General features: G+C 38.9%; 21 protein-coding genes and 1 pseudogene. 7 read left to right on the forward strand and 15 right to left on the reverse strand.

Translation table 11 applies throughout. From position 1 onward, the window contains the following. Nucleotides 1-55 precede the first annotated feature (55 nt). The gene (gene fumC, locus A2003_RS12150) at nucleotides 56-1,450 is read right to left on the reverse strand and encodes a class II fumarate hydratase (protein WP_112987224.1); all 1,395 of its coding nucleotides are present in this window, start codon (nucleotides 1,448-1,450) and stop codon (nucleotides 56-58) included. 117 nt (nucleotides 1,451-1,567) lie between these two features. Continuing rightward, complete coding sequence (gene galE / locus A2003_RS12155) at nucleotides 1,568-2,575, reverse strand: UDP-glucose 4-epimerase GalE (protein ID WP_112987225.1); 1,008 nt, start codon at nucleotides 2,573-2,575, stop codon at nucleotides 1,568-1,570. A 63-nt stretch (nucleotides 2,576-2,638) separates the two neighbouring features. Here galE and tusD point away from each other — a divergent pair, with 63 nt between their 5' ends. The 4 genes from tusD to A2003_RS12175 are packed head-to-tail and all read left to right on the forward strand — an operon-like array spanning nucleotide 2,639 to nucleotide 4,041. Beyond that, a complete protein-coding gene (tusD, locus tag A2003_RS12160; RefSeq protein WP_004954585.1) occupies nucleotides 2,639-3,007 on the forward strand; it encodes a sulfurtransferase complex subunit TusD in 369 nt (122 codons plus the stop codon). A gap of 44 nt (nucleotides 3,008-3,051) precedes the next feature. Beyond that, complete coding sequence (locus A2003_RS12165) at nucleotides 3,052-3,402, forward strand: hypothetical protein (protein WP_039047885.1); 351 nt, start codon at nucleotides 3,052-3,054, stop codon at nucleotides 3,400-3,402. A 13-nt stretch (nucleotides 3,403-3,415) separates the two neighbouring features. Continuing rightward, the gene (locus tag A2003_RS12170) at nucleotides 3,416-3,700 is read left to right on the forward strand and encodes a hypothetical protein (protein ID WP_004915591.1); all 285 of its coding nucleotides are present in this window, start codon (nucleotides 3,416-3,418) and stop codon (nucleotides 3,698-3,700) included. A gap of 29 nt (nucleotides 3,701-3,729) precedes the next feature. Continuing rightward, complete coding sequence (locus A2003_RS12175; RefSeq protein WP_039047884.1) at nucleotides 3,730-4,041, forward strand: TusE/DsrC/DsvC family sulfur relay protein; 312 nt, start codon at nucleotides 3,730-3,732, stop codon at nucleotides 4,039-4,041. Between the two features lie 110 nt (nucleotides 4,042-4,151). Here A2003_RS12175 and A2003_RS12180 read toward each other — a convergent pair whose 3' ends face one another. The 7 genes and pseudogenes from A2003_RS12180 to A2003_RS12210 form a co-directional block, all read right to left on the reverse strand. Continuing rightward, nucleotides 4,152-4,634, reverse strand: coding sequence for a winged helix-turn-helix transcriptional regulator (locus A2003_RS12180; protein ID WP_075696448.1), 483 nt, complete (start codon nucleotides 4,632-4,634; stop codon nucleotides 4,152-4,154). Between the two features lie 175 nt (nucleotides 4,635-4,809). Continuing rightward, on the reverse strand, nucleotides 4,810-6,039 hold the full coding sequence (locus tag A2003_RS12185; protein ID WP_112987226.1) for a molybdopterin molybdotransferase MoeA: 1,230 nt from the start codon (nucleotides 6,037-6,039) through the stop codon (nucleotides 4,810-4,812). Further along, a complete protein-coding gene (gene moaCB, locus A2003_RS12190; protein WP_087539268.1) occupies nucleotides 6,039-6,962 on the reverse strand; it encodes a bifunctional molybdenum cofactor biosynthesis protein MoaC/MoaB in 924 nt (307 codons plus the stop codon). The genes A2003_RS12185 and moaCB overlap by 1 nt, the downstream gene beginning before the upstream one ends. A 15-nt stretch (nucleotides 6,963-6,977) precedes the next feature. Continuing rightward, entirely contained in the window at nucleotides 6,978-7,520 is a 543-nt protein-coding gene (locus tag A2003_RS12195) for a molybdenum cofactor biosynthesis protein MoaE (RefSeq protein ID WP_286687437.1), read from the reverse strand. A gap of 2 nt (nucleotides 7,521-7,522) precedes the next feature. Then, on the reverse strand, nucleotides 7,523-7,774 hold the full coding sequence (locus A2003_RS12200) for a MoaD/ThiS family protein (protein WP_042890700.1): 252 nt from the start codon (nucleotides 7,772-7,774) through the stop codon (nucleotides 7,523-7,525). A 21-nt stretch (nucleotides 7,775-7,795) separates the two neighbouring features. Next, nucleotides 7,796-8,833 carry a GTP 3',8-cyclase MoaA gene (gene moaA, locus A2003_RS12205; protein ID WP_373865866.1) on the reverse strand — a complete coding sequence of 346 codons (1,038 nt, stop codon included), beginning with the start codon at nucleotides 8,831-8,833 and terminating at the stop codon, nucleotides 7,796-7,798. A 271-nt stretch (nucleotides 8,834-9,104) separates the two neighbouring features. Then, nucleotides 9,105-11,387 (reverse strand): annotated as a pseudogene (locus tag A2003_RS12210) (molybdopterin-dependent oxidoreductase). A 405-nt stretch (nucleotides 11,388-11,792) separates the two neighbouring features. On the opposite strand from A2003_RS12210, the gene dsdA reads away from it, so the two are divergent. Then, nucleotides 11,793-13,124, forward strand: a complete 1,332-nt coding sequence (dsdA, locus tag A2003_RS12215; protein ID WP_112987228.1) for a D-serine ammonia-lyase — start codon at nucleotides 11,793-11,795, stop codon at nucleotides 13,122-13,124. 42 nt (nucleotides 13,125-13,166) lie between these two features. Here dsdA and A2003_RS12220 read toward each other — a convergent pair whose 3' ends face one another. From A2003_RS12220 to A2003_RS12245, 6 genes are all read right to left on the reverse strand, one after another. Next, nucleotides 13,167-13,796: an NTP transferase domain-containing protein gene (locus A2003_RS12220; protein ID WP_005080929.1), complete on the reverse strand. Its 630-nt coding sequence runs from the start codon at nucleotides 13,794-13,796 to the stop codon at nucleotides 13,167-13,169. Next, nucleotides 13,793-16,573 (reverse strand): nitrate reductase, encoded by a 2,781-nt coding sequence (locus tag A2003_RS12225; protein ID WP_286687438.1) that lies wholly within the window; start codon nucleotides 16,571-16,573, stop codon nucleotides 13,793-13,795. The genes A2003_RS12220 and A2003_RS12225 overlap by 4 nt, the downstream gene beginning before the upstream one ends. A gap of 86 nt (nucleotides 16,574-16,659) precedes the next feature. After that, complete coding sequence (gene nirD / locus A2003_RS12230; RefSeq protein ID WP_112987230.1) at nucleotides 16,660-18,279, reverse strand: nitrite reductase small subunit NirD; 1,620 nt, start codon at nucleotides 18,277-18,279, stop codon at nucleotides 16,660-16,662. 11 nt (nucleotides 18,280-18,290) lie between these two features. Beyond that, nucleotides 18,291-20,837 carry a nitrite reductase large subunit NirB gene (gene nirB, locus A2003_RS12235; protein ID WP_005402691.1) on the reverse strand — a complete coding sequence of 849 codons (2,547 nt, stop codon included), beginning with the start codon at nucleotides 20,835-20,837 and terminating at the stop codon, nucleotides 18,291-18,293. Nucleotides 20,838-20,865: 28 nt separating this feature from the next. After that, entirely contained in the window at nucleotides 20,866-22,218 is a 1,353-nt protein-coding gene (locus A2003_RS12240; protein WP_004915549.1) for an MFS transporter, read from the reverse strand. Between the two features lie 350 nt (nucleotides 22,219-22,568). Continuing rightward, nucleotides 22,569-22,697 carry a hypothetical protein gene (locus A2003_RS12245; protein WP_017397303.1) on the reverse strand — a complete coding sequence of 43 codons (129 nt, stop codon included), beginning with the start codon at nucleotides 22,695-22,697 and terminating at the stop codon, nucleotides 22,569-22,571. Nucleotides 22,698-22,746: 49 nt separating this feature from the next. Between A2003_RS12245 and A2003_RS12250 the strand changes: the two genes are divergently transcribed. Further along, a complete protein-coding gene (locus A2003_RS12250; RefSeq protein WP_004915545.1) occupies nucleotides 22,747-23,337 on the forward strand; it encodes an ANTAR domain-containing response regulator in 591 nt (196 codons plus the stop codon). Next, nucleotides 23,338-24,345 (forward strand): ABC transporter substrate-binding protein (locus tag A2003_RS12255; RefSeq protein WP_286687439.1); only part of this gene is annotated, 1,008 nt, incomplete at its 3' end.

Below are 24,345 nucleotides of genomic sequence, written 5' to 3' on the forward strand. Positions count from 1 at the left end.
ATAAAAAAACCCTCAGCAAAGGTAAAGGTTTTTTTATTGATATATTTAAAGCACTTTATTTAGTGTTTGGAGAGACCATATTTTCTGGCTTAACCACCTCATCAAATTGCGCTTCGGAGACTAAACCAAGTTCTACAGCCACCTGCTTAAGGGTTTTATTTTCTTTATATGCTGTTTTAGCTACTTTGGCTGAATTTTCATAACCAATCACAGGATTAAGTGCTGTGACTAACATTAATGAATTATGCAAGAAATAATCAATTTTTTCTCGATTTGGTTCAATTCCTATTGCACAATGATCGTTAAAACTATTACAAGCATCGCCAAGCAATTGAATAGATTGTAAAAGATTATAGGCAATCACAGGCATAAAAACATTTAGCTCAAAATTACCCGATGCACCTGCGACATTGATCGTCGTATCATTCCCTAACACTTGAGCAACAACCATCGTCATAGCTTCACTTTGAGTTGGATTGACTTTACCAGGCATAATGCTAGAGCCAGGTTCATTTTCAGGAATCCGCAACTCCCCAAAACCACAGCGTGGTCCACTGGCTAACCATCGAATATCATTCGCGATCTTATTTAGGCTGACAGCAAGCGTTTTTAGAGCACCTGAGGCAAATACGGCAGCATCTCTTCCTGCCAATGCTTCAAACTTATTAGGTGCTGTTATAAAAGGTAGTCCCGTCAAACCACTTAATTGTTCAGCTGCTTTAACTGCATAATCTGGATGAGCATTCAGTCCAGTGCCAACAGCCGTTCCACCAAGTGGCAATTCATACAAACCAGCTAATGCTTGGTTTAAACGCTTAAGTCCATGTTCAAGCTGTGAGACATACCCACTAAATTCTTGACCCAATGTAAGCGGCGTTGCATCTTGTAGATGTGTACGTCCAATCTTCACGATGTCATTAAACTCTTGTGATTTAGCGTGCAGAGTATCTTTTAACTTCTCAACGGCAGGGATTAATAATTCATTAATTTGAAGTGCGGCAGCAACATGAATTGCTGTAGGAAAAGAATCATTTGTAGATTGAGCTCGATTTACATGATCATTTGGATGTACAGGATTTTGGGCACCTAAAGCATGACCAAGCTTCTGATTCGCAATATTTGCAATCACTTCATTGCAATTCATATTACTTTGCGTACCCGAGCCCGTTTGCCACACTACAAGTGGAAATTGATCATCCCACTTGCCTTCAATCACCTCTTCAGCAGCATCTACGATATATTGGCTTAACTCTTGAGGCAGTTGTTTTAACTCAGCATTAGTTATTGCTGCGGCTTTCTTTACAAGCCCCATTGCACGAATCATTGCTCTTGGTAATCTTTCATGTCCTATTTTGAAGTTTTGCAAACTTCTTTGAGTTTGCGCCCCCCATAAAGCATTGTTTGGAACTGCAACCTCACCCATCGTGTCATGTTCAATTCGCATTTGCATAAAACACCTCAAATTCAATCAATAAACTTTTATAAATGGGCTAGAGCGGATGGTGCTTTGGCTTATATTTCTATCCTAATGAAAGTAGCTATAAATGTAAATAAGAATCATTATTTATTAGTTACCCTTCAAAATATTGAGATAAAATCTCCATTCATCCTCAATCATCTGGGTTAAAGAACGCTTAGGAGTCCAATTCAATATTTTCGCAGCCTTATCGATATTCGCCCCAAGCTGACTAAGCTCCTCATGTTGATAAACAGCTGGCTGCACGCGTATCTCCATTTTGGTTACTTTACTAATTTCTTCAATTAATTTGCTTATTGAAGTTAAATCATTATGGGCGATATTAAAACTCTCTAAACATCCTTGTTGAGTTGATAACCAATGTAAAGATGCTAATACAGCTTCACAAACATCTAATACATGCAAAAAGCTTCGCTCAACAGTACCATCAGTGGTAGTTGCCTGATTTTGAAGTTCAATGCACTCTCTTTGCATCGCAGCAACCTGCAAAGCGAGTGGTACGATATTTTTGGGCAATTGCGGAACGTATTCCCCTAAAACCCCATGTTCAAATGCACCAACAATATTAGATAGTCTTAGATTTACCATTTTCCAATCATGGTCGACTTTGTAAGTGTCAGCAATAATGTCTTCAACCATTTGTTGCGAACGAATATAAGGATTTGAATAGGTATAATTAAATTCCGTGTCCTCAATCAACTGATCATCAGATTTACCATAAACGGCTAAACTGGAAATATTAACTAGTTGCCGAACGCCCATCCGTTGCATCGCACGGAGTAAGCTCATAATACTACTGACATTATCGTTATAATATTCAAGTGGTTTTAACACTGATTCTTCTAAAGATTTAAAGCTTGCTGTATGAATAACAGTGTCTATTGAGTATTGCTCAAAGACTTTATTTAATGCAGGTGTATTTCGGACATCGAGTTTGGCAAATGGTATATACATACCTGAGATATACTCTAGGCGTTCCAAAGTTTGCAATGTAGAATTAGCTAAGTTATCAACAATGACGATCTCATGACCTCGAGCCAATAAACTCAAGGCAATGTGGGAACCAATAAAGCCTAAACCACCTGTCACCAAAATCATTGTATACTTACCTTCTTTTTAATATGTCCATCATTTGCCGACTATAGCTATAGTGAATGTTCAATGAGTACACTACTATTAATTACCTCAGCACCAACGTCTATCATCGCTTGGCATGCTTTTGGTTTAGCTCAAGCATTGCAAGACAAGCATGAAGAGTTTCGTGTTTTCTTTTACCAAGATGGTGTTCAAGTCGCGAATGATTTTCAGTGGTTTCCTGATGATCAACGTAATTTGAAACATGAATGGCAAAAACTTGGTATTCGACTCCCTGTCTGTGTCAGTGCTGCTCTCGCTAGAGGAATCACTGATGCGGACAATGCGCAACGTCATTCGCTACAACATCACAACTTAGCTCAAGGATTTGAGTTAGTCGGTCTCGGTGAATTAGCTGATGCTGTGCAAAGCTGTTCGCGGTTAATTCAATTTTAATTCTAAGTTCTTTATTAGAGTGTTGCTTTTAAAAGGTAAATTGTGTGAAAACTGTACTCGTCATCCTAACGCAGCCTAATTTGACCAGTTTGCAAATCAACGAAAGTTTATCTGCTACTATGGTTTTAGCAACCTTTGGTATATCTGTCAAAGTATTATTCAAAGACGCTGCAATTAGCCTACTAAACAATAAGCTACAATTTAATCAATTCCGTGATGCTTTTAAAATTGCATCCAATATGGTGGAAAGTTTTGAATTTTATGATTTGACACCAATTCTGATTGAAGAAAAAAATAAAGATCGTCATGAGGTTCAAAATTCTGATCAAGATATAAAACTGGTTAACCTGCTTCCAGAATTCGTTCGATCATTTGATCATGTCTTATATTGGTGATTGAGATTTCCCCATGAACAAAAAAACATTAATTATCATTCAGGCGCCATATAGCAATCTGGCGAAAGTTTGGAGCGAACTATATCAATTTGCATTAGTTGACGACCCGATCGTGATCATGGGTGAAGCTTTGTTAACTGTACCTGATGAAATTTTTAATAATTATCGGAACATATATTGTTTAGATTCAGATGTTAATTTACTAAATCAGACTAATCACACCCAAATCAAAATTTTGCAATACTCTGATTTTGCTGATTTAATTTTAGAATTTAATCATTGTATTACACTTAAATAAGATATTTTTAATTTTGCTTAGGCTATTTTATGCAATTAGAGCTAGATCAAGACGGACATTTAGTTGACTATACCGTTTGGAACCATGAAGTTGCTAAGGAGCTTGCTAAATCATTAGATTTGGAGCTTACAGAATGGCATTTTGAGGTTTTAAATGCTGTACGTCAGTTTTATCAACAGTTTGGACATTCTCCAGCTACCCGACCACTAATAAAATTTTTAATGAAAACGGTAAACCCTGAGATTAACAATGCTGAACTACAGCAGAAGTTCAATACAGGTTTAGTTGCACGCCACTTAAGCCGATTGGCGGGTGTTCCCAAGCCTGCAAATTGTTTGTAAACACTTATGATTAAAGATTTTTTTTAGCATAGATAACAGATTAAACCCTAAATTTTTTGAAGTTCTATCTCACGTTATAAAACATGAGATAGAACAAGAAGAAACTTGAATTAAGCTGTCTTCTTCTTTTGCTCCACGAAAGCGAAATATCCTGGTCCAGCTGCAACTCTTACATCTTTTACATGAATAGGCTCTTCGCATTCAGAACAAACCACTTTGGGGCTTATTTTCTTGCCACAACTTTTATGTGTAAATTCTATCGGCTTACCTAACCCTTTATCCATCCACTTATCAGCCCACTGTACCATCGAAAGAATGATTGGATACAAGTCTAGTCCTTTTTCTGTAAGTTGATATTCAAACCGTTCTTGACGCTCGACATAAGGAACTTTAACTAAAATTTCATGTTCTACAAGTCGTTTTAAACGTTCTGATAACACATGACGTGTTAGCCCTAAGCTGCGCTGGAAATCATCAAAACGGCGTATACCCATAAAAGCATTTCGTAGAATCAACATTGTCCAACGATCACCTAGAACCGAAAGTGTTCTAGCAACAGAACATGGTTGCTCACCGATTTCTTCCCATTTCATTATTATCACCTAATTATTTTTAAAGTATTAAAAGACACCATCCATGTCTTGAACCGTATTATTTATAAGAAAAACAATACTGATATTACACTAAACCAGTTTATTGTTTAGATGCAATATCAGAACTCGTCAACAACATCTAAAAACAATGCTAGTTACATAATGTAATCAAAAATTAAATCGTTATAAATACACCTGTTAATTCTTGTCCAATCTCAAGTTTAGTATTTGCAGGAACTCGAACCAAACAATTTGCTTGCATTAAATTACTGAGCATATGTGATTGTTGCTTAGCTAGACTTTTTAATTTTAATTGTCCATGTTCGTAATAAGCCTGCATTCTTAAAAAACGCTCACGTGCATCAGATTTAAGTTCGTGTGTTAATGTTCCACTAAACCAATTGATTGATTGATCTTGATTTTGCAATGCATCTAATAAAACCTTGCCATAGATTTGCATGCAAACATAAACTGCAGCTGGATTTCCAGGCAATCCAAGTAAAAAACAGCGATGCTCATCTTCAATATATTGGGCGAAGAAAAGTGGTTTACCTGGTTTTTGTTTAACTTTCCAAAATATTTGTTCGAAACCTGCGTCAAATGAACAAGGACGGACAAAATCATAGTCCCCAACAGATACACCACCTGTGGTGATGATCACATCATATTGTTGTTTTAATTGGTTAAAACATTGAGTAACACGTTGAGACTCATCAGCAATGTGCAGAATATTTACCTCTATGCCGTAATCTTCAAACCATGCTTTTAATAAAGGTCCATTTGCATCAAAAACTTTGCCAGCTTTTAAATCTTCTGGTGTTTCAGCAACTTCATCACCAGTGACGAGTACAGCTACTTTAGGTAGTCTATATACAGCAATACTTCGTACACCGATCATACTCAATGCTGCAAGCGCACCAATATTAATTTTCTGACCACATTCAGCAATCTTCTGACCTAATTGAATTTCCTCGCCTGCAAAACGAATATCTGCTTGTTGCTGAATATGTTCGACTAATCGGATTTTATTATTTGATTCGATCTTTACAATTTCTTGTCTAGCGACATGTGTTGTGCCAGTTGGAATCTTAGCCCCAGTAAAAATACGTATGGCTTGTCCCTGCAGAAGTTGATGATCAAGTTCACTTCCTGCTTTTATCTCTCCAATGACTTCAAATACTGAATCTTGAAGATTTTCAGAGGATGAACATATTGCATACCCATCCACAGCACTTTGTGAAAAAGTGGGTAAATCGACCCCAGAATACACATCTTGAGCCAAATAACGATTCAGACATTCGGTTAATGGCAGTTGCTCAACCGTCAATGCGCTAGGCGTTGACTGAATCAACGCCAAAGCATCATCAATACTGATCAACCCTTTCTCAGCATCACATCCTGACATTACTCATATCCCCCTGGATGTGGCAAATCACGGCAAACATCAAAAATATGCACCAAGGCTGGCAAAATTGCAGCCATTGATTCACTTGCGCCGCCACGACTACCAGGTAAAGTCACTACTAACGAACGATCAATAAAACCAGCCACCCCACGCGACATAGCCGCATATGGCGTACGCTTCTGTCCAAAAGAACGCGCCGCTTCCATCAAACCATCCAATTTTCTTTCTAACAATGGCTCAAGCGTATCTACCGTTATGTCACGCTTCCCGATTCCTGTACCACCAACAGTCATAATGCATGCATAAGATTTGCTTAGCTCTAATACTAGATCCTTTAATTGATCAGATTCATCAGGCAGAATTTGATAATGAATTGGATCAAAACCAGCTTCTGTCAAAGTATCAACAACTGACTTTCCTGCCGTATCAGGTTTGCGACCAGCTGCCACAGTATCTGAGAGAACAATCACTGCTGCAGAAACAGGTTGACGTAAGGTACGTTTGAAATGTGATTTTCCGCCTTTTTTCTTGAGTAATTTACATTGATCTAAACAAAGCTCTTCAGGCTCACAATGCGGTTTTAACATGTCATATAACGTTAAACCTGCAAGACTGGCAGCTGTGAGTGCCTCCATCTCAACACCTGTAGGACCAATGGTTTCTACAGTGGTTAAAATTACGACATGATCATCATTTAATTCATATTCAACATCGGCGCGATAAATCGGTAATGGATGGCAAAGTGGAATCAGCTCATCCGTTCGTTTCGCTGCCAATATACCTGCAATACGTGCAGTTTTCAGCGCATCGCCCTTTTCAGTATTTCCGTCACGTAGAAGTTGAATACAATGTGCAGGTGCATGTAAGACAGCTTGTGCTTCAGCTACACGATAACTTTCGGGTTTCATCCCAACATTTTTCATCTTTACTTCCTAAATTTAATCGTGTGTATGGTCATGTGCACAATGTTCATGGTGCTGATGCGTTGTTGATTCTGCTTTTGATAAAGGAGAACTCAAGTGCTTTTTCGATTGAAGATTATCAGTAGTATCTTTTCGAATACAACAGCCTTCAACGTAATGGCTTGTTCCATCTGTGAAAAACTCCTCTTTCCAAATTGGAACTTCATGCTTGACTCGTTCAACAGCTTCTTCGCAAGCTTGAAATGCTTCACGACGATGCGCAGCATACGCAATTGCAATAATTGCGCTGTCACTCACATCCAAATAACCAATACGATGAATCACTCGAACATAAGAAACTTGATATTTATCTTTAATTTCCTGTTCTATGTCACGAATCATCTTTTCTGCGACAGGTGTGTAAGAGGTATATTTAAGTGCTTTTACCGATTTTCCTTCATGATGGTTTCGCACAGTTCCTATAAAAACATCAATCCCTCCACATTCAGGAAATGACTGAATAGGATCAAAAATATCTAAACTTAATGCTTGATCTTGAACTCTTGAAAACTCACGCATTTCTAACCTCCAGCAACAGGTGACAAAAGCACCACTGTGCATGATGAATTTAGTACGGTCTGACGTGTCACAATATCTTCACCTATCGCGCAAGCACATTTATCCATCGCCTTTGTAGCATCTGGATAACAATCTACAATATGATTTAAAACATCTAAAATTAAACTTTCTTTAGCAAACTCAAATTGAAGTGGTTTGGGTAGTAATCTTTCTATCTCTCCAAAAGCTTCTATTTTAATTTCTATGGTTTGCATACCCTCTCCATATTTTTCAATCTAACCTCCAAGCATGTGCATACTAATTTTACGTACTTGTTGGTTTTGTATCGCGTGATAACCTTTGGCCTTATGCCAGATATAAGGTTTAATTTTTTGATCTAGCATTTGATATGACACTTCAGATAAACCAACATGTTGTTTAATCGTGTTCAACAAATCGTTTTTGATATTCAAACCTTGTTGAGCAAATAAACAATTGAATAGTTCACCTTGTGCAGTTAGACGAATACGATCGCACTCACCACAAAATGAGTGGGTAATCGTCGAAATGATGCCAATTCGATAATCATCTTCTAATCGATATTGGCGTGCTGGTTCATGATTTTGTTGAAGTAGCTCAATAGCATAATGAGGCTTTAATCGCGCTAATATTTCTGCTTCGCTCACTACAGCATCTTTTGTCCAATGTTGATCACCGTCTAGCGGCATAAACTCAATAAAACGTAATGGAATATTTTGATCTTTTGCCCATTTCACCATCGGTAGAATTTGATCATCATTGTGATCTTTCATCAAAACACAATTAATTTTCAAAGGGATTTCAGCTTTTTGAGCGGCTTTTATTCCTTCTAGTACAGGATTAAGTTCTTTCTTGGTTAGTGCTTTGAATTGTTTTGCATCAAGACTATCGAGGCTGATATTTAAATCATCCAAACCAGCAGCTTTTAATTGATCAGCATACTTCGCTAGGTAATGACCATTAGTCGTCATTGAAATACGTTTTAAACCAATTTTTTTTAGTTGTTGCAAATCACGGATGAAATGAACAACTCCTTGTCGCATTAAAGGTTCCCCACCTGTAATACGAATATTCTCAATGCCTTGTTTCACCATATAAGTACAAAAAACCAAAAGCGATTCGAAACTTAATAAGTCTTGCTTTTTCATCCATTCAGGATGTTCAGGCATACAATACACACATTTAAAATTGCAACGATCCGTCACCGAAATACGTAACTTACGCTTAATACGACCATACTGATCTTGTAAGATCGGTAAATTCGTTTCAGGTATTTCATGCTTCATCATATGCACTCATATTGTGAATTTTCTCATATTGTTCAGCACAAGTTGTGTGCATATCTATTTTCCTGAACATATGAGAATTTTACTTAAGCAATTATTATTCCAATTTCTAAAATTCATCAATCATATAGTCTGTGTTTCGTTGAATGAACTTATCATTTTAATACTAGAGCAAAATCTGATGATTTATAGCAGATTATGGTTAAATGAAATTGCACTATTTCAAAACATATATAAATTTAAACGCAATAAAATAGTGCAAATCAACTCAATCTATCAACTATGCCGCAGGCTTCTCTAGTCGTACAGGCACATGTTTATGATATGGGGTTTTCGATAAAGGATCGCAATGCTTTAACGAAGTTAATCGATTCAATTCAGGTCCGATCGCCTGCCCCCCGTTATAACGTAAACCATAGCCATGTGGCAGCGAAACAACCCCTTTTCGCATTCCCTCATGGATCTCCACAACCACTGCAATCTGCCCATGTTCTGAAATACACTGCAATGAGTGACCAGTCTCTACGCCAAAATAAATTGCATCTTCAGGATTCATTCTCAAGCGACCTTCTGCATCAACCTTACGCCATGCTGGATCACGGTAGATTTGGTTTGCGTTATAGCTACGGCGCTCACCTGCCAATAAGACAAATGGAAACTGATCACTTGTACCTTGAGTTTGTTGATTCAGTTGTGCTAACTCAATCAACATTTCAGGGATTGCTAAATGAATCTTTTTATCTTTATAAGCAACCAAATCCCAGACATCATCATAGTTGTGTTTAGAGAGAATTACGCCTGAACGTTTTTGCAATATCGCTTGGAATAAGTTTACGCCTAATGTTAAACGATTCCCTTTATAACCTGCTTGTTTGACTGCTTTATAGTGTTGAGCCGAATACTGCATACACAAAGGCAATAATAAAGCCGTTGATGCGGCGTCATTTGGTAATCTCTGCCCAAGTGTTCGATAAACAATAGATGCCGAAAATGGGACTAACTTTTTATTTTTCACAAAACTGGCAGCAAGTGCAGCAAAATAACCTAGATATGCTGTTTTAGCGGAATCCTTTTGCGCGATCTTATTCAGTAAAGGAAACTGTTTTGGAATAGCACCCATGGCTTCAAGTAGGCGAGTATAGATTTCCGATTCAGGCAGCGTATTGCCTTGAGCTTTAAAAAGCGGATGACGTAAATGGAAACCATTTTGTGGAAATTCCAAATTAAAGCCCGTAAATTCCCACTTTTCAAATTGACTATGCGCTGGCAATACATAATGGGCTAATCGCGCTGTTTCTGTCATCGCAACATCAACCACAACTAGCAACTCCAATGACTGGAATGCCTGTTCATAAGCTGCGGTGTCTGGATAGGTGAGCAATGGATTGCAACTATCTACAAAGACTGCACGTACTCGCTTATCACCTGCTTTTAAAATTTCGTCAGGTAAAATATTGGGTGGAAAAAAACCTGATATTGGAAACATCTTATGATGAACCGTACGACGATATTTAGGATTACGCTCATCAGTATTGGTCAAGATCGGAATAAACATAGTATGTAAGTTATTCGTTCCCTGTTTACCAAAATGCCCTACGAGTAAATAAAGTAATTTTTCCAAATATCCGTTTAAGGTTGTGTTTAAAGTATGCTGAATCCCTAAATCAATACGAACACAACCACGCTTAGCTTTGGCAAAATCACGGACAATTTGATAGATCAATTCAACTGAAACATCTGCCTTCTCAATATATTACTCAATTGGGACGGCTGAAAATGCTTGTTTAACTTGCTCAAACCCATGCGTATGCTTTTGAATAAATGCTTGATCATACAAATCTTCACGCAACATGATTGCAATCATTGCAGACATCAAATAGGAATCTGTACCAGGTTTTAATTGCACATGGATATCAGCTTGCTTAGCCGTTTCAGTAACACGCGGATCAAATACCACTATTGTTCGGTTTGGATCTTTCTTGATATGTTTTAAAGTATCACGAGCATTTGGAATACCATGTGCTTGAAACGGATTGGTTCCAATAAATAAAACATAATCCGCATGTTCCACATCTTCAGTGGTATGACATGCTTGACTGCCAAACAAACGACCATTCACCCAGAAATCACCAGTTTTCTCTTGAGCAAGTGAGTTATAGGCATAAAAGCTTTTCATTGCATACAATAGTTGGCGACCATAAGCCGCCCCTAGATGATTGCCTTGTCCACCACCACCAACCGACGCAAATGCTGTTCCGCCATGTGCATCACGAATTTCAACCAATTGATCTGCGATTTCTTGGATCGCTTGATCCCAAGGAATTTCTTGAAATGAACCATCAGCTTGTCGCTTCAAGGGATGAGTTAAACGATCTGCATGTTGTTGATAATGCTCTAAACGTGCTGCTTTTTGACAAATATAACCTTGTGAAAATGGATGCTGCTCATCACCTTTAATTTTCTTAAATTGGTTGTTTTCAACTTCAACACTTAAACCACAGTTTCTCGAACATAAAATACAAGCAGTCACATCCTGTCTTGCAGCGCTAGTCGACATTGGCATTTTATTCTCCCTATGATTTGCAGTTTTATTCACTAAAGGTCTTTTGATTTTTAAAAGCGAATAAGGCTCAAATTACAAATGATGAAATAAGCAAGACAAGCAGTTATCTCGATTATTTTTGTAAATTTTAATTGCCCAAACATGATCTTAAATCCTAATAAATTATTTGGACAACCACTTAAAATCCTGTTAGTTCTAAAATAGAACTTATTTACTAGAAGATCAAGTACACTCACCCGAAATAAAACTAAAACTTGACTTAGCAGAGTTCTGATAAATGAATAAGATTATTGTCATAAGATATAATTTTTATTGATCCAATCCCTTTAATACATGAATATCTAAAAAGAATGGAATTTCTTTAACGATTCCTCACCATAATAGAAAGATCTTATGAATAATCCAATGAACTCGAAACAAATTGAAGCCCTTGTTGCACAACACCCTGTTGTTGATGATCTCATTCAGCTTAAAGAAACAATTTGGTTGAATCCAAGTTTTACGACCCTTGAAATGGGGCTACCTTTTGTTGGTCTTAATCAAAATGATATTGATGATGCCCGTGATCGTTTAACTCGCTTCGCTCCTTATCTGATGTCTGTATTTCCTGAGACTGAGATAAGCAAAGGAATTATTGAGTCTGAACTGGTTTCGATTCCAAAGATGCAGCAAACGCTTGAAGCTCATTTCAAACAAGATATCACTGGAAAATTATGGCTCAAAAAAGACAGTCATTTACCAATCTCAGGATCGATCAAAGCACGTGGCGGTATTTACGAGGTGCTCTATCAGGCTGAAAAACTTGCCCTTCAAGCAGGTTTATTAACAATTGAAGATGATTATTCAAAATTAGATCGTGCAGAATTTAGAGATTTTTTTAGTCAATACAGTATTGCAGTTGGCTCTACAGGAAATTTAGGACTTTCGATTGGAATAATAAGTGCAAAACTTGGCTTTGATGTCACTGTGCATATGTCGGCAGATGCACGTCAGTGGAAAAAAGATAAATTAAGATCACATGGTGTTACCGTTATTGAATACGCACAGGATTATGGTGTTGCAGTTGAAGAAGGTCGTAAAGCAGCATTAAAAAATCCAAATTGCTTTTTTATTGATGACGAAAATTCAAAAACTTTATTTTTAGGATATGCCGTTGCAGGTGAACGCTTAAAAGCACAATTAGAATCTCAAAATATTACGGTTGATCAAGACCATCCTTTATTTGTTTATTTACCTTGTGGGGTTGGTGGTGGTCCTGGTGGCGTTGCATTTGGACTAAAAATGGCTTTGGGTGATCACGTACATTGTATTTTTGCAGAGCCAACTCATTCACCATGCATGTTGCTAGGTGTAGCAACAGGCTTACATGATCAAATCTCAGTACAAGACCTAGGCATTGATAACATTACCGCAGCAGATGGCTTAGCAGTAGGACGTGCATCTGGATTTGTAGGTCGAGCGATGGAAAGACTACTCGATGCTTTCTACACACTGGATGATCAAAGCATGTATAACTTATTGGGGCTACTCAATGAATCAGAAGATTTAAAACTGGAACCATCAGCCTTAGCTGGAATGTTAGGTCCAATCTTAATCAGTCAGCACCAAGAATATGCTGCTATGCATCAACTGACTGCGCAACAAATGAATAATGCTAATCATATTGTTTGGGCAACTGGTGGTGGTATGGTTCCAGTTGAAGAAATGGAAATTTATCTGCAAAAATCCATAATCTAAACATCCATATCAACATCTAAATAAGAGAGCTTTTTTAACCGATCAGTTTGAAACAAACATCTGTTTAAAAGCTTTCATCTGCTTGTATTGTTGAAGCTCATCCAATGAATTGATGCTATGACAAAACAGGCTTTGCTTTTGAAAGACAACGTGTTGAGCGTGTAGTTGCCTAAAAGTTTCTCTTAAACTTAATTTATTTGCAGCGAGCTGGTGTTCTAATATCGATAAACTCGCTCTTTTTAACAAGCAAAATGGATACAAGGCATCGCCATTGATATTTACATACGCCACGGATGCTTGCGGATTTTTCTCTAAGGCACGATGCAGCTTTGCAAGCACTTGATTTGGGATATAAGTCACATCACAAGGAATAAATAATGCATATTCTGCTTGTACACGCGACCATGCACTTTTCATTCCCATCAACGGCCCTAAAAAGCCGTTTTGATCATCAGAAAAACATTCAACAGTCGGCTCTATACTTTTATAGATCGAGCTATCACGATGACTATTGACCCATATCTGCTGAACTTCCGATTTAAAGCGTTGACAAATTTTTGACAATTGAATCTGATCATCAAACTGTTGCAATAGTTTGTTCATCCCATTCATTCGTCTTGCCTGTCCTCCCGCCAAGATCACGAGATCTGTAGCGGGAAAATCTGTATTCATGCTTCCGCCTCCAACTGGCAGGTTTTAATCAAACCTCTGATCTCAGGTAAACAAGAACCACAATTACCACCCGCTTTTAGACAAGCTGTCACTTGTTTTTCATGAGTAATATTCTGCGTTTTAATCGCTTCAATGATCTTATTTTTACCTACTTTAAAGCAGCTACAAACCAATGGTCCATCATTATTTGCGGCTGACATCGGCATACCAGCAAGCAGTGCTTTACGATGTAATGCACTTAAACGCTCACGTTTGAATAAACTCGCAACCCAATCACGGTCAGGCAACATATCCGATGGCGCAATATAAAGACTGGCAATCAAAATCCCATCTTTCAGAATGATGCTATGACTCATTTGCGCTGAAACATCTTCAATACTCAACCATTCATAAGTTTCATCAACAAAAGGCAAGAAACTTTTTAAATTCTTCTGCGTTTGATCAAAGTTGTGACGATCTGCAATTTCAAAACGAACTGCTTTGGCTATTTTAACTTTTGCCCACCATGCACATGTTTGCAATGAGGTTTTGATTTGTTGTTCAAACCCATCTCGGACATACAAAACACCTTGCCATGTTGTATGGAATGGCTGAATTGCAACAGGTGTATGTTTAAACTCAGGTTCGCCTGATATTGCATCTACAACTGGATTAACTACTTTTCCGACACGAGCATCAGAGGCAACTTGCTCAGTCCAATGAATCGGTGCAAAAATTTGACCACGGCGAACACCTTGAGCCAAAGTGACACGCAGAACACAACTGCCCCATTGTGACTTCACTTCAACCAATGCTTTATCACGAATACCAAATTTTAAAGCATCATTCGGGTGAATTTCACAAAATGGTTCAGCTCGGTGAATGGTCAGATTTGCTGATAAACCTGTTCGCGTCATGGTGTGCCATTGATCACGAATACGTCCTGTATTCAACACCAATGGATAATCTTCAGAAACTGCATGAACTGGATCAATTGCCACTGTCGGGATCAGTTTTGCTTTTTTGCTTTTATGGCTAAACAAGCCTTGATCAAATAACTGCTCAACCGCAGTACTTTGACCTTTTTCCCAAACGGGCCATTGGATCGGACGTAAATGATCATATTCATCCAAAGACAAATTCATTAGTCCTTTTAGGTTGAAATAACGAAAGTTTTCCACTTGATCACGTTGATCCAAACTTGCATTTTGATGGGCAGATAAGGCGGCGTGTTCATTAAAGATGTCACATACGTTGTTAAAATCAAAACCAGAAAAACCTAATTTTTTCGCAACTTCAGCAACGGCCCACCAGTCTGCTTTTGCTTGCTTTGGAGCAGGTAAAAAAGCTCTTTGACGTGAAATACGGCGTTCAGAATTGGTCACCGTTCCATCTTTTTCACCCCAACCTAACGCAGGAAGCAACACATCCGCATAAGCTGTGGTATCTGTATCAGCACAAATATCTGAAACCACGACAAACTCACATTTGGTCAATGCGCGTTTTACTTGATCCGCATCAGGTAAACTCACCACAGGATTGGTTGCCATAATCCATATGGCTTTAATTTTTCCAGACTCCACAGCTTGGAATAAGTCAACTGCTTTCAGTCCCGCTTGATTGGCAATCACAGGACTGTTCCAAAAGTTTTGTACAAGTGTTTGGTGTGATGGATTATCGATGTCCATATGTGCTGCCAACATATTGGCTAAACCACCCACTTCACGGCCACCCATGGCATTCGGTTGACCTGTCATTGAGAATGGCGCAGCACCTAACTTACCAATTTTCCCTGTCAAAAGATGGCAATTGATAATGCTATTGGCTTTATTCACCCCTTGAGAAGATTGATTCACACCCATTGAAAATAAGCTCACAACTTTTTGATTGGTGGCAAATTTTTCGAAGAAGAATTTTAGCTTTTCTGCTGAAATTCCCGTACGGTTCACGACTGAGTCAAAATCAGCTTCAGTCTGACTAGATTCTAGTAAAGTGTCCAAACCTTCTGTATGTGTATCGACAAAATGTTGATCAATAAAGTTATTCTTATATAAATACTGTAATAAACCATTGAACAATGCGACATCTTGTCCAGGTAAAATTGGAAGGTGCAAATCTGCTTGTTCACATGTACTGGTAAAACGGGGATCAACCACAACAACGAATAAATCTGGATTTTTACTTTTAGCCTGCATGATGCGTTGGTAAAGTACAGGATGACACCATGCCGTATTTGAACCCACCAACACCACCATATCGGTAAATTCAAAGTCTTCGTAACTTGCTGGCACGATATCCTCACCAAAAGCACGTTTATGCGCTGCAACTGCCGAAGACATACACAGACGTGAATTGGTGTCGATATTGGCTGTACCTAGATAGCCTTTCACAAACTTATTGACGACGTAATAATCCTCAGTCAATAGCTGCCCTGATACATAAAATGCCACACTGTCACGACCGTGTTGATCGATACACGCTTGGAATTGATCTGCGATTTTTTCTATGGCTGCATCCCATGTCGTTACCTTACGATGGTTCTTACGACCAAACATCGGATGCAAAACGCGAGTCTCTAATCCTAGAGTATCCGCCAAATTACTGCCTTTAATACAAAGGCGTCCAAAATTAGATGGATGTTCCAAATCACCAGCAACCTCAACCGTTGTTCCTTGTGCTTTATGATTTACCGTGACATCAACACCACATCCAACCCCACAATAGGGACACGTTGTTTTTGTAATGATTGTTTCTGCTTGATCGGAGCGACTGTGTTCTAAATTTTGAATACTGTTCATGACTGCCCCTTCACCTATTTCATCTATGCCTGAATTTCACGTTCTGTTTGGGTTTAGGCACCGAGGAACCTAAACCCCAAAGATGATTAACCTGCTTTCTTCATTGCAAAATCCTTACCAAATAACAATTTATTTCTAAATGTTGAAATTGGTGTTTGATCTGCAATCAATTCCGCATACCACATGCCATCTTCAGTATCACCGAACAGTACCGCACCGATGACTTTATCTTTCTGAATAATGATACGCTTGTATATTTGTCGTTTTTCATCATTCAGGATAATGTCTTCGTAATCTTCTTTCGGTTCAAAATTTCCAGCCGAGAATACATCAACACCACTAACTTTAAGCTGAGTCGGAACGGTTGGTGATTTGAAAGTTAAACTACCGTGTTCTGCCAAGTGTGTTGCACAGATAAATGCTTGTCCCCACAATGGTTCGACGAGACCAAAAGTCTGATTACGATGCTCAATACATTCACCTACTGCATAAATACTTGGGTCAAATGTTTGCATCGTATCATTGACCAAAATACCACGATTACAACGTAAACCAGCACTTTGAGCCAAAGCAATATTTGGACGAATACCTACAGCAAATACGACAAGGTCGGCATCCAACACTGTGCCATCTTTCAGACGTACTTGGTTAACATGGCCATCTTTACCAATCAATGCTTCAGTATTTGCCTCAGTGATAATATTAATCCCTTTTTCTTCAATACTTTGACGCAACATACGACTCGCACGACCATCAAGCTGACGCTCCATAATGCGATCCATCAAATGAAGAACAGTGACATTCATGCCACGTTGCTTGAGACCGTAAGCTGCTTCTAAGCCAAGCAGACCACCACCAATCACCACAGCATTTTTCTTCGTTTCGCAATATTTAATCATGGTATTGACATCATAAATATCACGGAAACTGATTACACCTTTCAAATCCACGCCTTGTACAGGTGGGATAAATGGAGATGAACCTGTTGCAATAATCAAACGATCGTAATCGACACTTTCGCCTTTTTGTGTATGCACTACTTTACGAGTACGATCGATTTTTATAGCAGGATCGTCAGCAATAAATTTGATGCCCTTATCGCTGTACCATGCATGTGGATGCAACATAATGTCATCAATGGTTTTCTCACCAGAAAGCACGGGTGAAAGCATGATACGGTTATAGTTACCCCAAGGCTCTTCACCAATCACCGTCACATCATAACGATCAGGTGCCATGTCGAGTAAATCCTCTAGACAGCGCATTCCAGCCAAACCATTACCAATCAAAACGAGCTTCAGTTTTTCTTGAGAAACACCATTATTGGTAATATAAGTTTTTTGCGGAACAGTACCTACCCAAACTCGACCATTTTCGATTTTGGTTGGAAAAACAGAAAGCTTTTGATCTTTATCTTCTAGGCATCGACCTGTTGCTAAACTGAAGTGTTGTTTGTAAATCGGTGAGGCAATAACACGCTCACCTTGCAAATCACCAATAATACCGCGCGCCATTACATTTGCTTGGCTAAACGGATCTTTATTACTTAATGCATAAATACGTTTTTCGTTCCCTACGCGGAATAAAGCAACGGATTGACCCGCAATAAGTGCACCTACACCTGTATTTGGCGTGATGTCATCAAGATGACACACATCAATCCATTGATTTTCTGAAAGCATATTCATGTCTTTTAGATTTGTCATTTTGATTCTCCTTATGCTTCTACCATCGGGATACGATCAACTGAACGTTCAGCTTCATTTAATGGACGGATCTGATCACGCACTTCAGTAAATTGAATATATGGATCAGCTTGCTCTTCAGCGCTTGCATTAATGTAAGTTTGGAAGCGTTTACGAATCTCAGGATTCTCTACCGCAGTACGCCATTCGTCTTGATAAGTTCCAATTACATGTGCCATGCGATTTTCAAGTTCTTCTGCAAGACCAAGCGAATCATCGACAATCACAGCTTTGAGATAATCTAAACCACCTTCCATGTTGTCACGCCATACACTCGTACGTTGTAAACGATCAGCTGTTTGGATATAGAACATAAAGAAGCGGTCGATATAACGAATCAAAGTTTCAGTATCTAGATCAGAAGCTAAAAGCTCTGCATGGCGTGGTTTCATTCCACCATTACCACACACATATAGGTTCCAACCTTTTTCTGTCGCAATTACACCAACATCTTTACCTTGTGCTTCAGCACACTCACGCGTACAACCCGACACAGCCATTTTTAGTTTGTGCGGTGAGCGTAAGCCTTTGTAGCGGTTTTCTAATTCAATCGCTAAACCAACAGAATCATCTACGCCATAACGGCACCAAGTGCTACCTACACATGATTTCACTGTACGCAATGATTTACCATAAGCATGACCTGACTCGAAGCCTGCTGCATTCAACTCTTCCCAAATAAATGGTAGCTCGTGCAGTTGCGCACCAAATAAGTCAACACGTTGACCACCTGTAATTTTGGTATACAGGTTATATTTTTTAGCAATTTGACCTACAGCAATCAAACCATCTGGCGTGACTTCACCACCTGCCATTCGTGGTACAACTGAGTATGAACCATCCTTTTGGATATTTCCTAAGTAGTAGTCATTACTGTCTTGTAGACCTGCATGCGTTGGTTCCAATACAAAGTCATTCCAGCACGATGCCAAAATGTTTGCTGTCATTGGTTTACAGATATCACAACCTAAACCATGACCATGTTGTTGAATCAAATCATCAAATGTTTTGATTTCATTGACACGCACCAAGTGATAGATCTCTTGACGTGAGTACGGGAAGTGTTCGCATACATGGTTATTAACCGTTACACCTTGACGTTGTAACTCAGACTTTAAAACTTGAGTAACTAATGGCGCACAACCACCACACGCTGTTGCTGCTTTAGTACATTTCTTTAAAGCACCTAAAGAGGTGGAACCATCACAAATGGCTTGGCAAATATCTGCTTTCGATACGTTGTTACATGAACAAATCGTTGCACTGTCTGGAAGTAAATCAACACCGCTACCGCCCGCCTTCGCACCAGAATCAGCAAATCCTGGCATGATTAAGCTTTCAGGTGTTTCTGGCAATGCGATACCATTCAACATCATTTGTAAAAGATCGTTATATTCTTTTGCATCACCAACCAGTACTGCACCCAGTAATTTGGTTTTATCTGCATCGACAACGATTTTCTTATAAACCAATGCATCTTCATCAGCATAGAAATAGCTAAGTGAGTTCGGTGTCATACCATGTGCATCACCAACCGATGCCACATCTACACCCATCAATTTCAACTTAGTGCTCATATCAGCACCAGCGAAACAATGTGTTTCTTCAGCTAAGATATGTTTGGCTGCGATACGCGCCATGTCATATCCAGGTGCAACGAGACCATAGATTTTATTGTCCCAAAGCGCACATTCACCAATTGCGTAAATGTTTTCATCAGAGGTTTGGCAGTAATCATTGATCTTGATACCACCACGCTCACCAAGCGCTAAACCACTTGAACGTGCTAACTCATCACGTGGACGAATCCCCGCAGAGAACAAAATCACATCCGTTTCAAGCTCACTACCATCAGCAAATTTCATTACATGCTTAGCATTATTGCCAGCTTCGATACATTGTGTCGCTTTTTGCGTGTGAACTTTTACACCTAAGTTTTCAATTTTACGGCGTAATACTTTACCGCCTAAATCATCAATTTGAACCGCCATCAAACGTGGTGCAAACTCAACTACATGTGTTTCAAGATTTAAATCACGTAAAGCTTTAGCCGCTTCCAAACCGAGTAGACCACCACCGATCACCACACCTGATGTCGCGTTTAGGCTTGCAGCACGGATCGCATCTAAATCTTCAATGGTACGATATACAAAGCAATTTTCACGATCATTACCTGCAATTGGCGGAACGAAAGCATATGAACCAGTTGCCAGTACGAGTTTGTCGTAACTGATGACATCACCCATACTAGTAGTCACGGTTTGTTCTTTTGTATCAATTGCAATAGCTTTGGTATTTAGTCTTAAATCGATACCATGTGCATCGGCAAAATCGAAACGAGCAAGTGATAAATCTTTCGCTGATTTACCTGAAAAATATTCAGTCAAATGTACGCGGTCATATGCAATACGTGGTTCTTCAGCAAGAATTGTTATCTCTAATTCATCATCAGCTTTCTCTAAGATGGCTTCGATGAATTTATGACCCACCATACCGTGACCAATCATCACTAATTTCATTGTGTTTCTCCTAAAATCTAATCTGAGATTAAGCTGCGCTGTTTTGTTCTGAGCCACGTTCTAAAATTGCTTGTTCAAATAAACGTTGTTCTTTTTCTTTATGCTCTACCGAAAATCGGATAAGCATGACCGAACTCGCAGCAATGACCACTAAGCCACCTAGAACCATTAAACAAGTTTGAATATCCAACATACCTTTCAGTAAGAAACCTGCCGCCACTGCACCAACGTTTCCACCTGCACCGATGATGCCTGCAACACCACCTAGCGCTTCACGATCAATGAATGGAACAAGCGCATAAGTCGCACCACATGCCATGTGTGTGAATAATGCAAATACCGTCATTACGAGAATAGCGAGTACAGGTCCATTCATTTGCGAGAACAACATTAAGAAAAGCCCTTCGCCAAGAATCAATCCAAACAGTACTTTAGTACGACCATCCAAGCCTTTTTTGAGTGCAACTTTGTCTGAAAGAATCCCACCCAATGCACGGGCAAATAATGCGAGCAAACCAAAGATACCTGCTGCTAAACCAGCCTCTTTTAATCCGAAACTAAAGTGTTCGACGTAGTACATCGCAATGATGTTATGGATAAAGATTTCGATACCGAAACAAGCTGCATATGAGAAGAAGAGAATCCATACGCGATAGTTACGAGCAGCATGCATTAAGATTGCTAGACCACCTTTTTTATCGCTGCCAACAACCACACCTTGAGCACGTAACTCTTTGAAATCACCTTGAGGACAATCTTGAGTAAACTTCCAGTAAAGAAAACCTACGATCACCATCATGACACCTGGAACGATTAGTGCGAGTCTCCAACCAAATGCTTGCTCTACACCAAACATCACCAATGCAGATAGTAATAACGGCATGAGTGCTTGTGTTGCCCCACCACCAGCATTACCCCAACCAGCTGAGGCTGCGTTTGCAGTTCCCACGACATTTGGAGCAAACATGATGCTAGTGTGGTATTGCGTAATCACAAAACTCGCACCAATTGCACCAATTAATAAGCGAAAGAACAGAAATGATTCATAACTATTTGCAGAAGCGACACCAAAAACGGGGATACTGCCGATAATCAACAAAGCGGTATATGTTTTACGTGGTCCGTACTTGTCACATAAAGGACCAACGATCAAACGGACTAAGATGGTGATTGCGACTGCTGCGATATTGATATTTGCGATTTGATCTTTAGTCAGATGAAATTCACCTGCAATGACTGGCATTAAAGGTGCACATGCAAACCAAGCAAAGAAACAAACGAAGAAAGCAAGCCAACTCATGTGGAATGCCCGCATCGCTGGTGCAGAAAAGTTAAATAACTTTATTGATGTGGCTTTTTTTGCCGATAAATCTAAAGACATTGCCATCTCCCATACTGAACGTATATTGCTTTGTTGACACAGCACTCTGTGTGAACAAACCGATCAGATCGGACATCGTTGGCCGTCTTACAATTTTTTGGAAAGTCGTCTTTGACTCAATAAATATTTAGCAAATGCTATGCCAACTTTAAGAAAGCAAAGCAAGAAATTATATTAATCATTGTTTTTTAATGATTTTTATAAATAAAAATAGCTTAGACACTACATTTTACCCCTATACAAAATAGGGCTTTATGAGGATGACCCGTTTTAAAGCACAATTCTTTCTGCTTCAAAAGAACTCTTTTTACGCACCAAAACAATACATTTTATGGTTTTAAAACATAGTTCTAAATTTTCTTTGGTTCTGAAATCAATGAACGATACAATAAAGCGCATAATGTAGATGCTAAAGGAGCGATTGCACCGAATAAGAATAACTCCAATGGCACCAATTTTGCTTTTAAAACAACATTCATCGTGCATCGTCTTAAATGCACACACACTTATCGTTTGATCTTTATACTTATGCCGAAACTCAGAATCGCACTTATTGATGATGATCAAGCCCGAGCTGAATACATCAAAACTTGTTTAATTGAACATGATTTTGATGTTGTTGCTTGCTTTACTCTTGATCACCTGAATATTTTCAAATTGGAACATCTTCAAGCAGATGTCATTTTGCTCGATATGGATCATCCACATCGTGACGTTATTGAAAGCTGTGTAAGTAACTTTGACCTACCCACTGTACTCTTTACTAAAAACACTGACAAAGACACCATCAAACAAGCAATTGATGCAGGCATCACTGCCTATATTGTTGATGGTATCGATCCAAGTCGTTTACATACCATTCTGGATATTTCGATTGAGCAATATAAAAAGCATAAAAAACTTGAATGTGATCTAAAAGATGCAAAAACAAAACTCGCAGATCGAAAAGATATTGAAAAAGCGAAAGTTTTACTGATGCAACTTCACGGTCTCACTGAAGATACAGCATTCCAATTATTAAGAAAAAATGCGATGAGTCATCGTATGACCATCGGTGAAATGGCACGTCGTCTACTCGATGCACAAGAGCTTTTAAACAATCAACTAAAGGATGAATAAATGAGCAGTTTAGAAAAAACAAAATTGCAACTTGGTTATATTCCTTTACTTGATTGCGTAGCACTGCTTTGGGCTAAACAACGCGGTTTTTTTGATGAAGAAGGATTAGATGTTCGGCTGATCAAAGAAGCTTCCTGGGCAAGTTTACGCGATCGACTGGCATTTGGTTTACTCGATGCTGCACATTGCTTATCTGCTATGTTACCTGCTGCTGCAATTGGCAATGATCAGATTGGTATTCCCTTACAAACACCATTGGTCTTAAGCGAGAGTCGTGCTTTTATTAGCCTGAGTCAGAAACTGTGTTATCAATTACAGATTCAAAAAGACGATACTGCGGAACAATCTGCTCAAAAGTTAGTAGATCATCTTAAACAAAATCATCCTGTTTCACTCGCGCATGTGTTTCAACATTCTATCCATCATTATTGTTTAAAAGAATGGCTTGCTTTGGCAGATAGGGAACTTGCAAAAAACATTCAAGTAAAAACCTTACCGCCATCGTATATGGTAGAAGCACTAAGCACTCATTTAGTCGATGGTTTCTGTGTGGGTGAGCCTTGGAATACCCAAGCTGAACTAGCAGGATTAGGACAAATTGTATGTTCAAGTCAGCAAATTATCCCAAATGTCGCAGATAAAGTGCTTGCTGTGACACATGATTGGGCAGAACAGCATCCGAATACATTAATCTCACTCACTCGAGCTTTAATCAAAGCACAGCAAGAGCTTAAATCGATTGAAGACTTTGCGCCAATTTGGGACCTTTTAGTCGAATTCGATATTATTCAGTTTGAATGTTCTGAAGAAGTGCATGTAGAAAAATACCATGCCATACAAAATATAGTTCGTCATCTGATTGAAAATGATGCACAACCCAAAGTGACTGACTTTGAATGGTTGTTTGAGCAAATGCAGCAATGGAATGCCTTAGAATCATCATCCGAAATATCTACTGAGCTCGCTCAAAATTGTCTACTGCCTCAGATTTATAAAACAGCAGCAGTA

Origin of the sequence: Acinetobacter sp. GWC1_38_13, assembly GCF_001767535.1 — a bacterium.
GTDB lineage: Bacteria > Pseudomonadota > Gammaproteobacteria > Pseudomonadales > Moraxellaceae > Acinetobacter > Acinetobacter junii.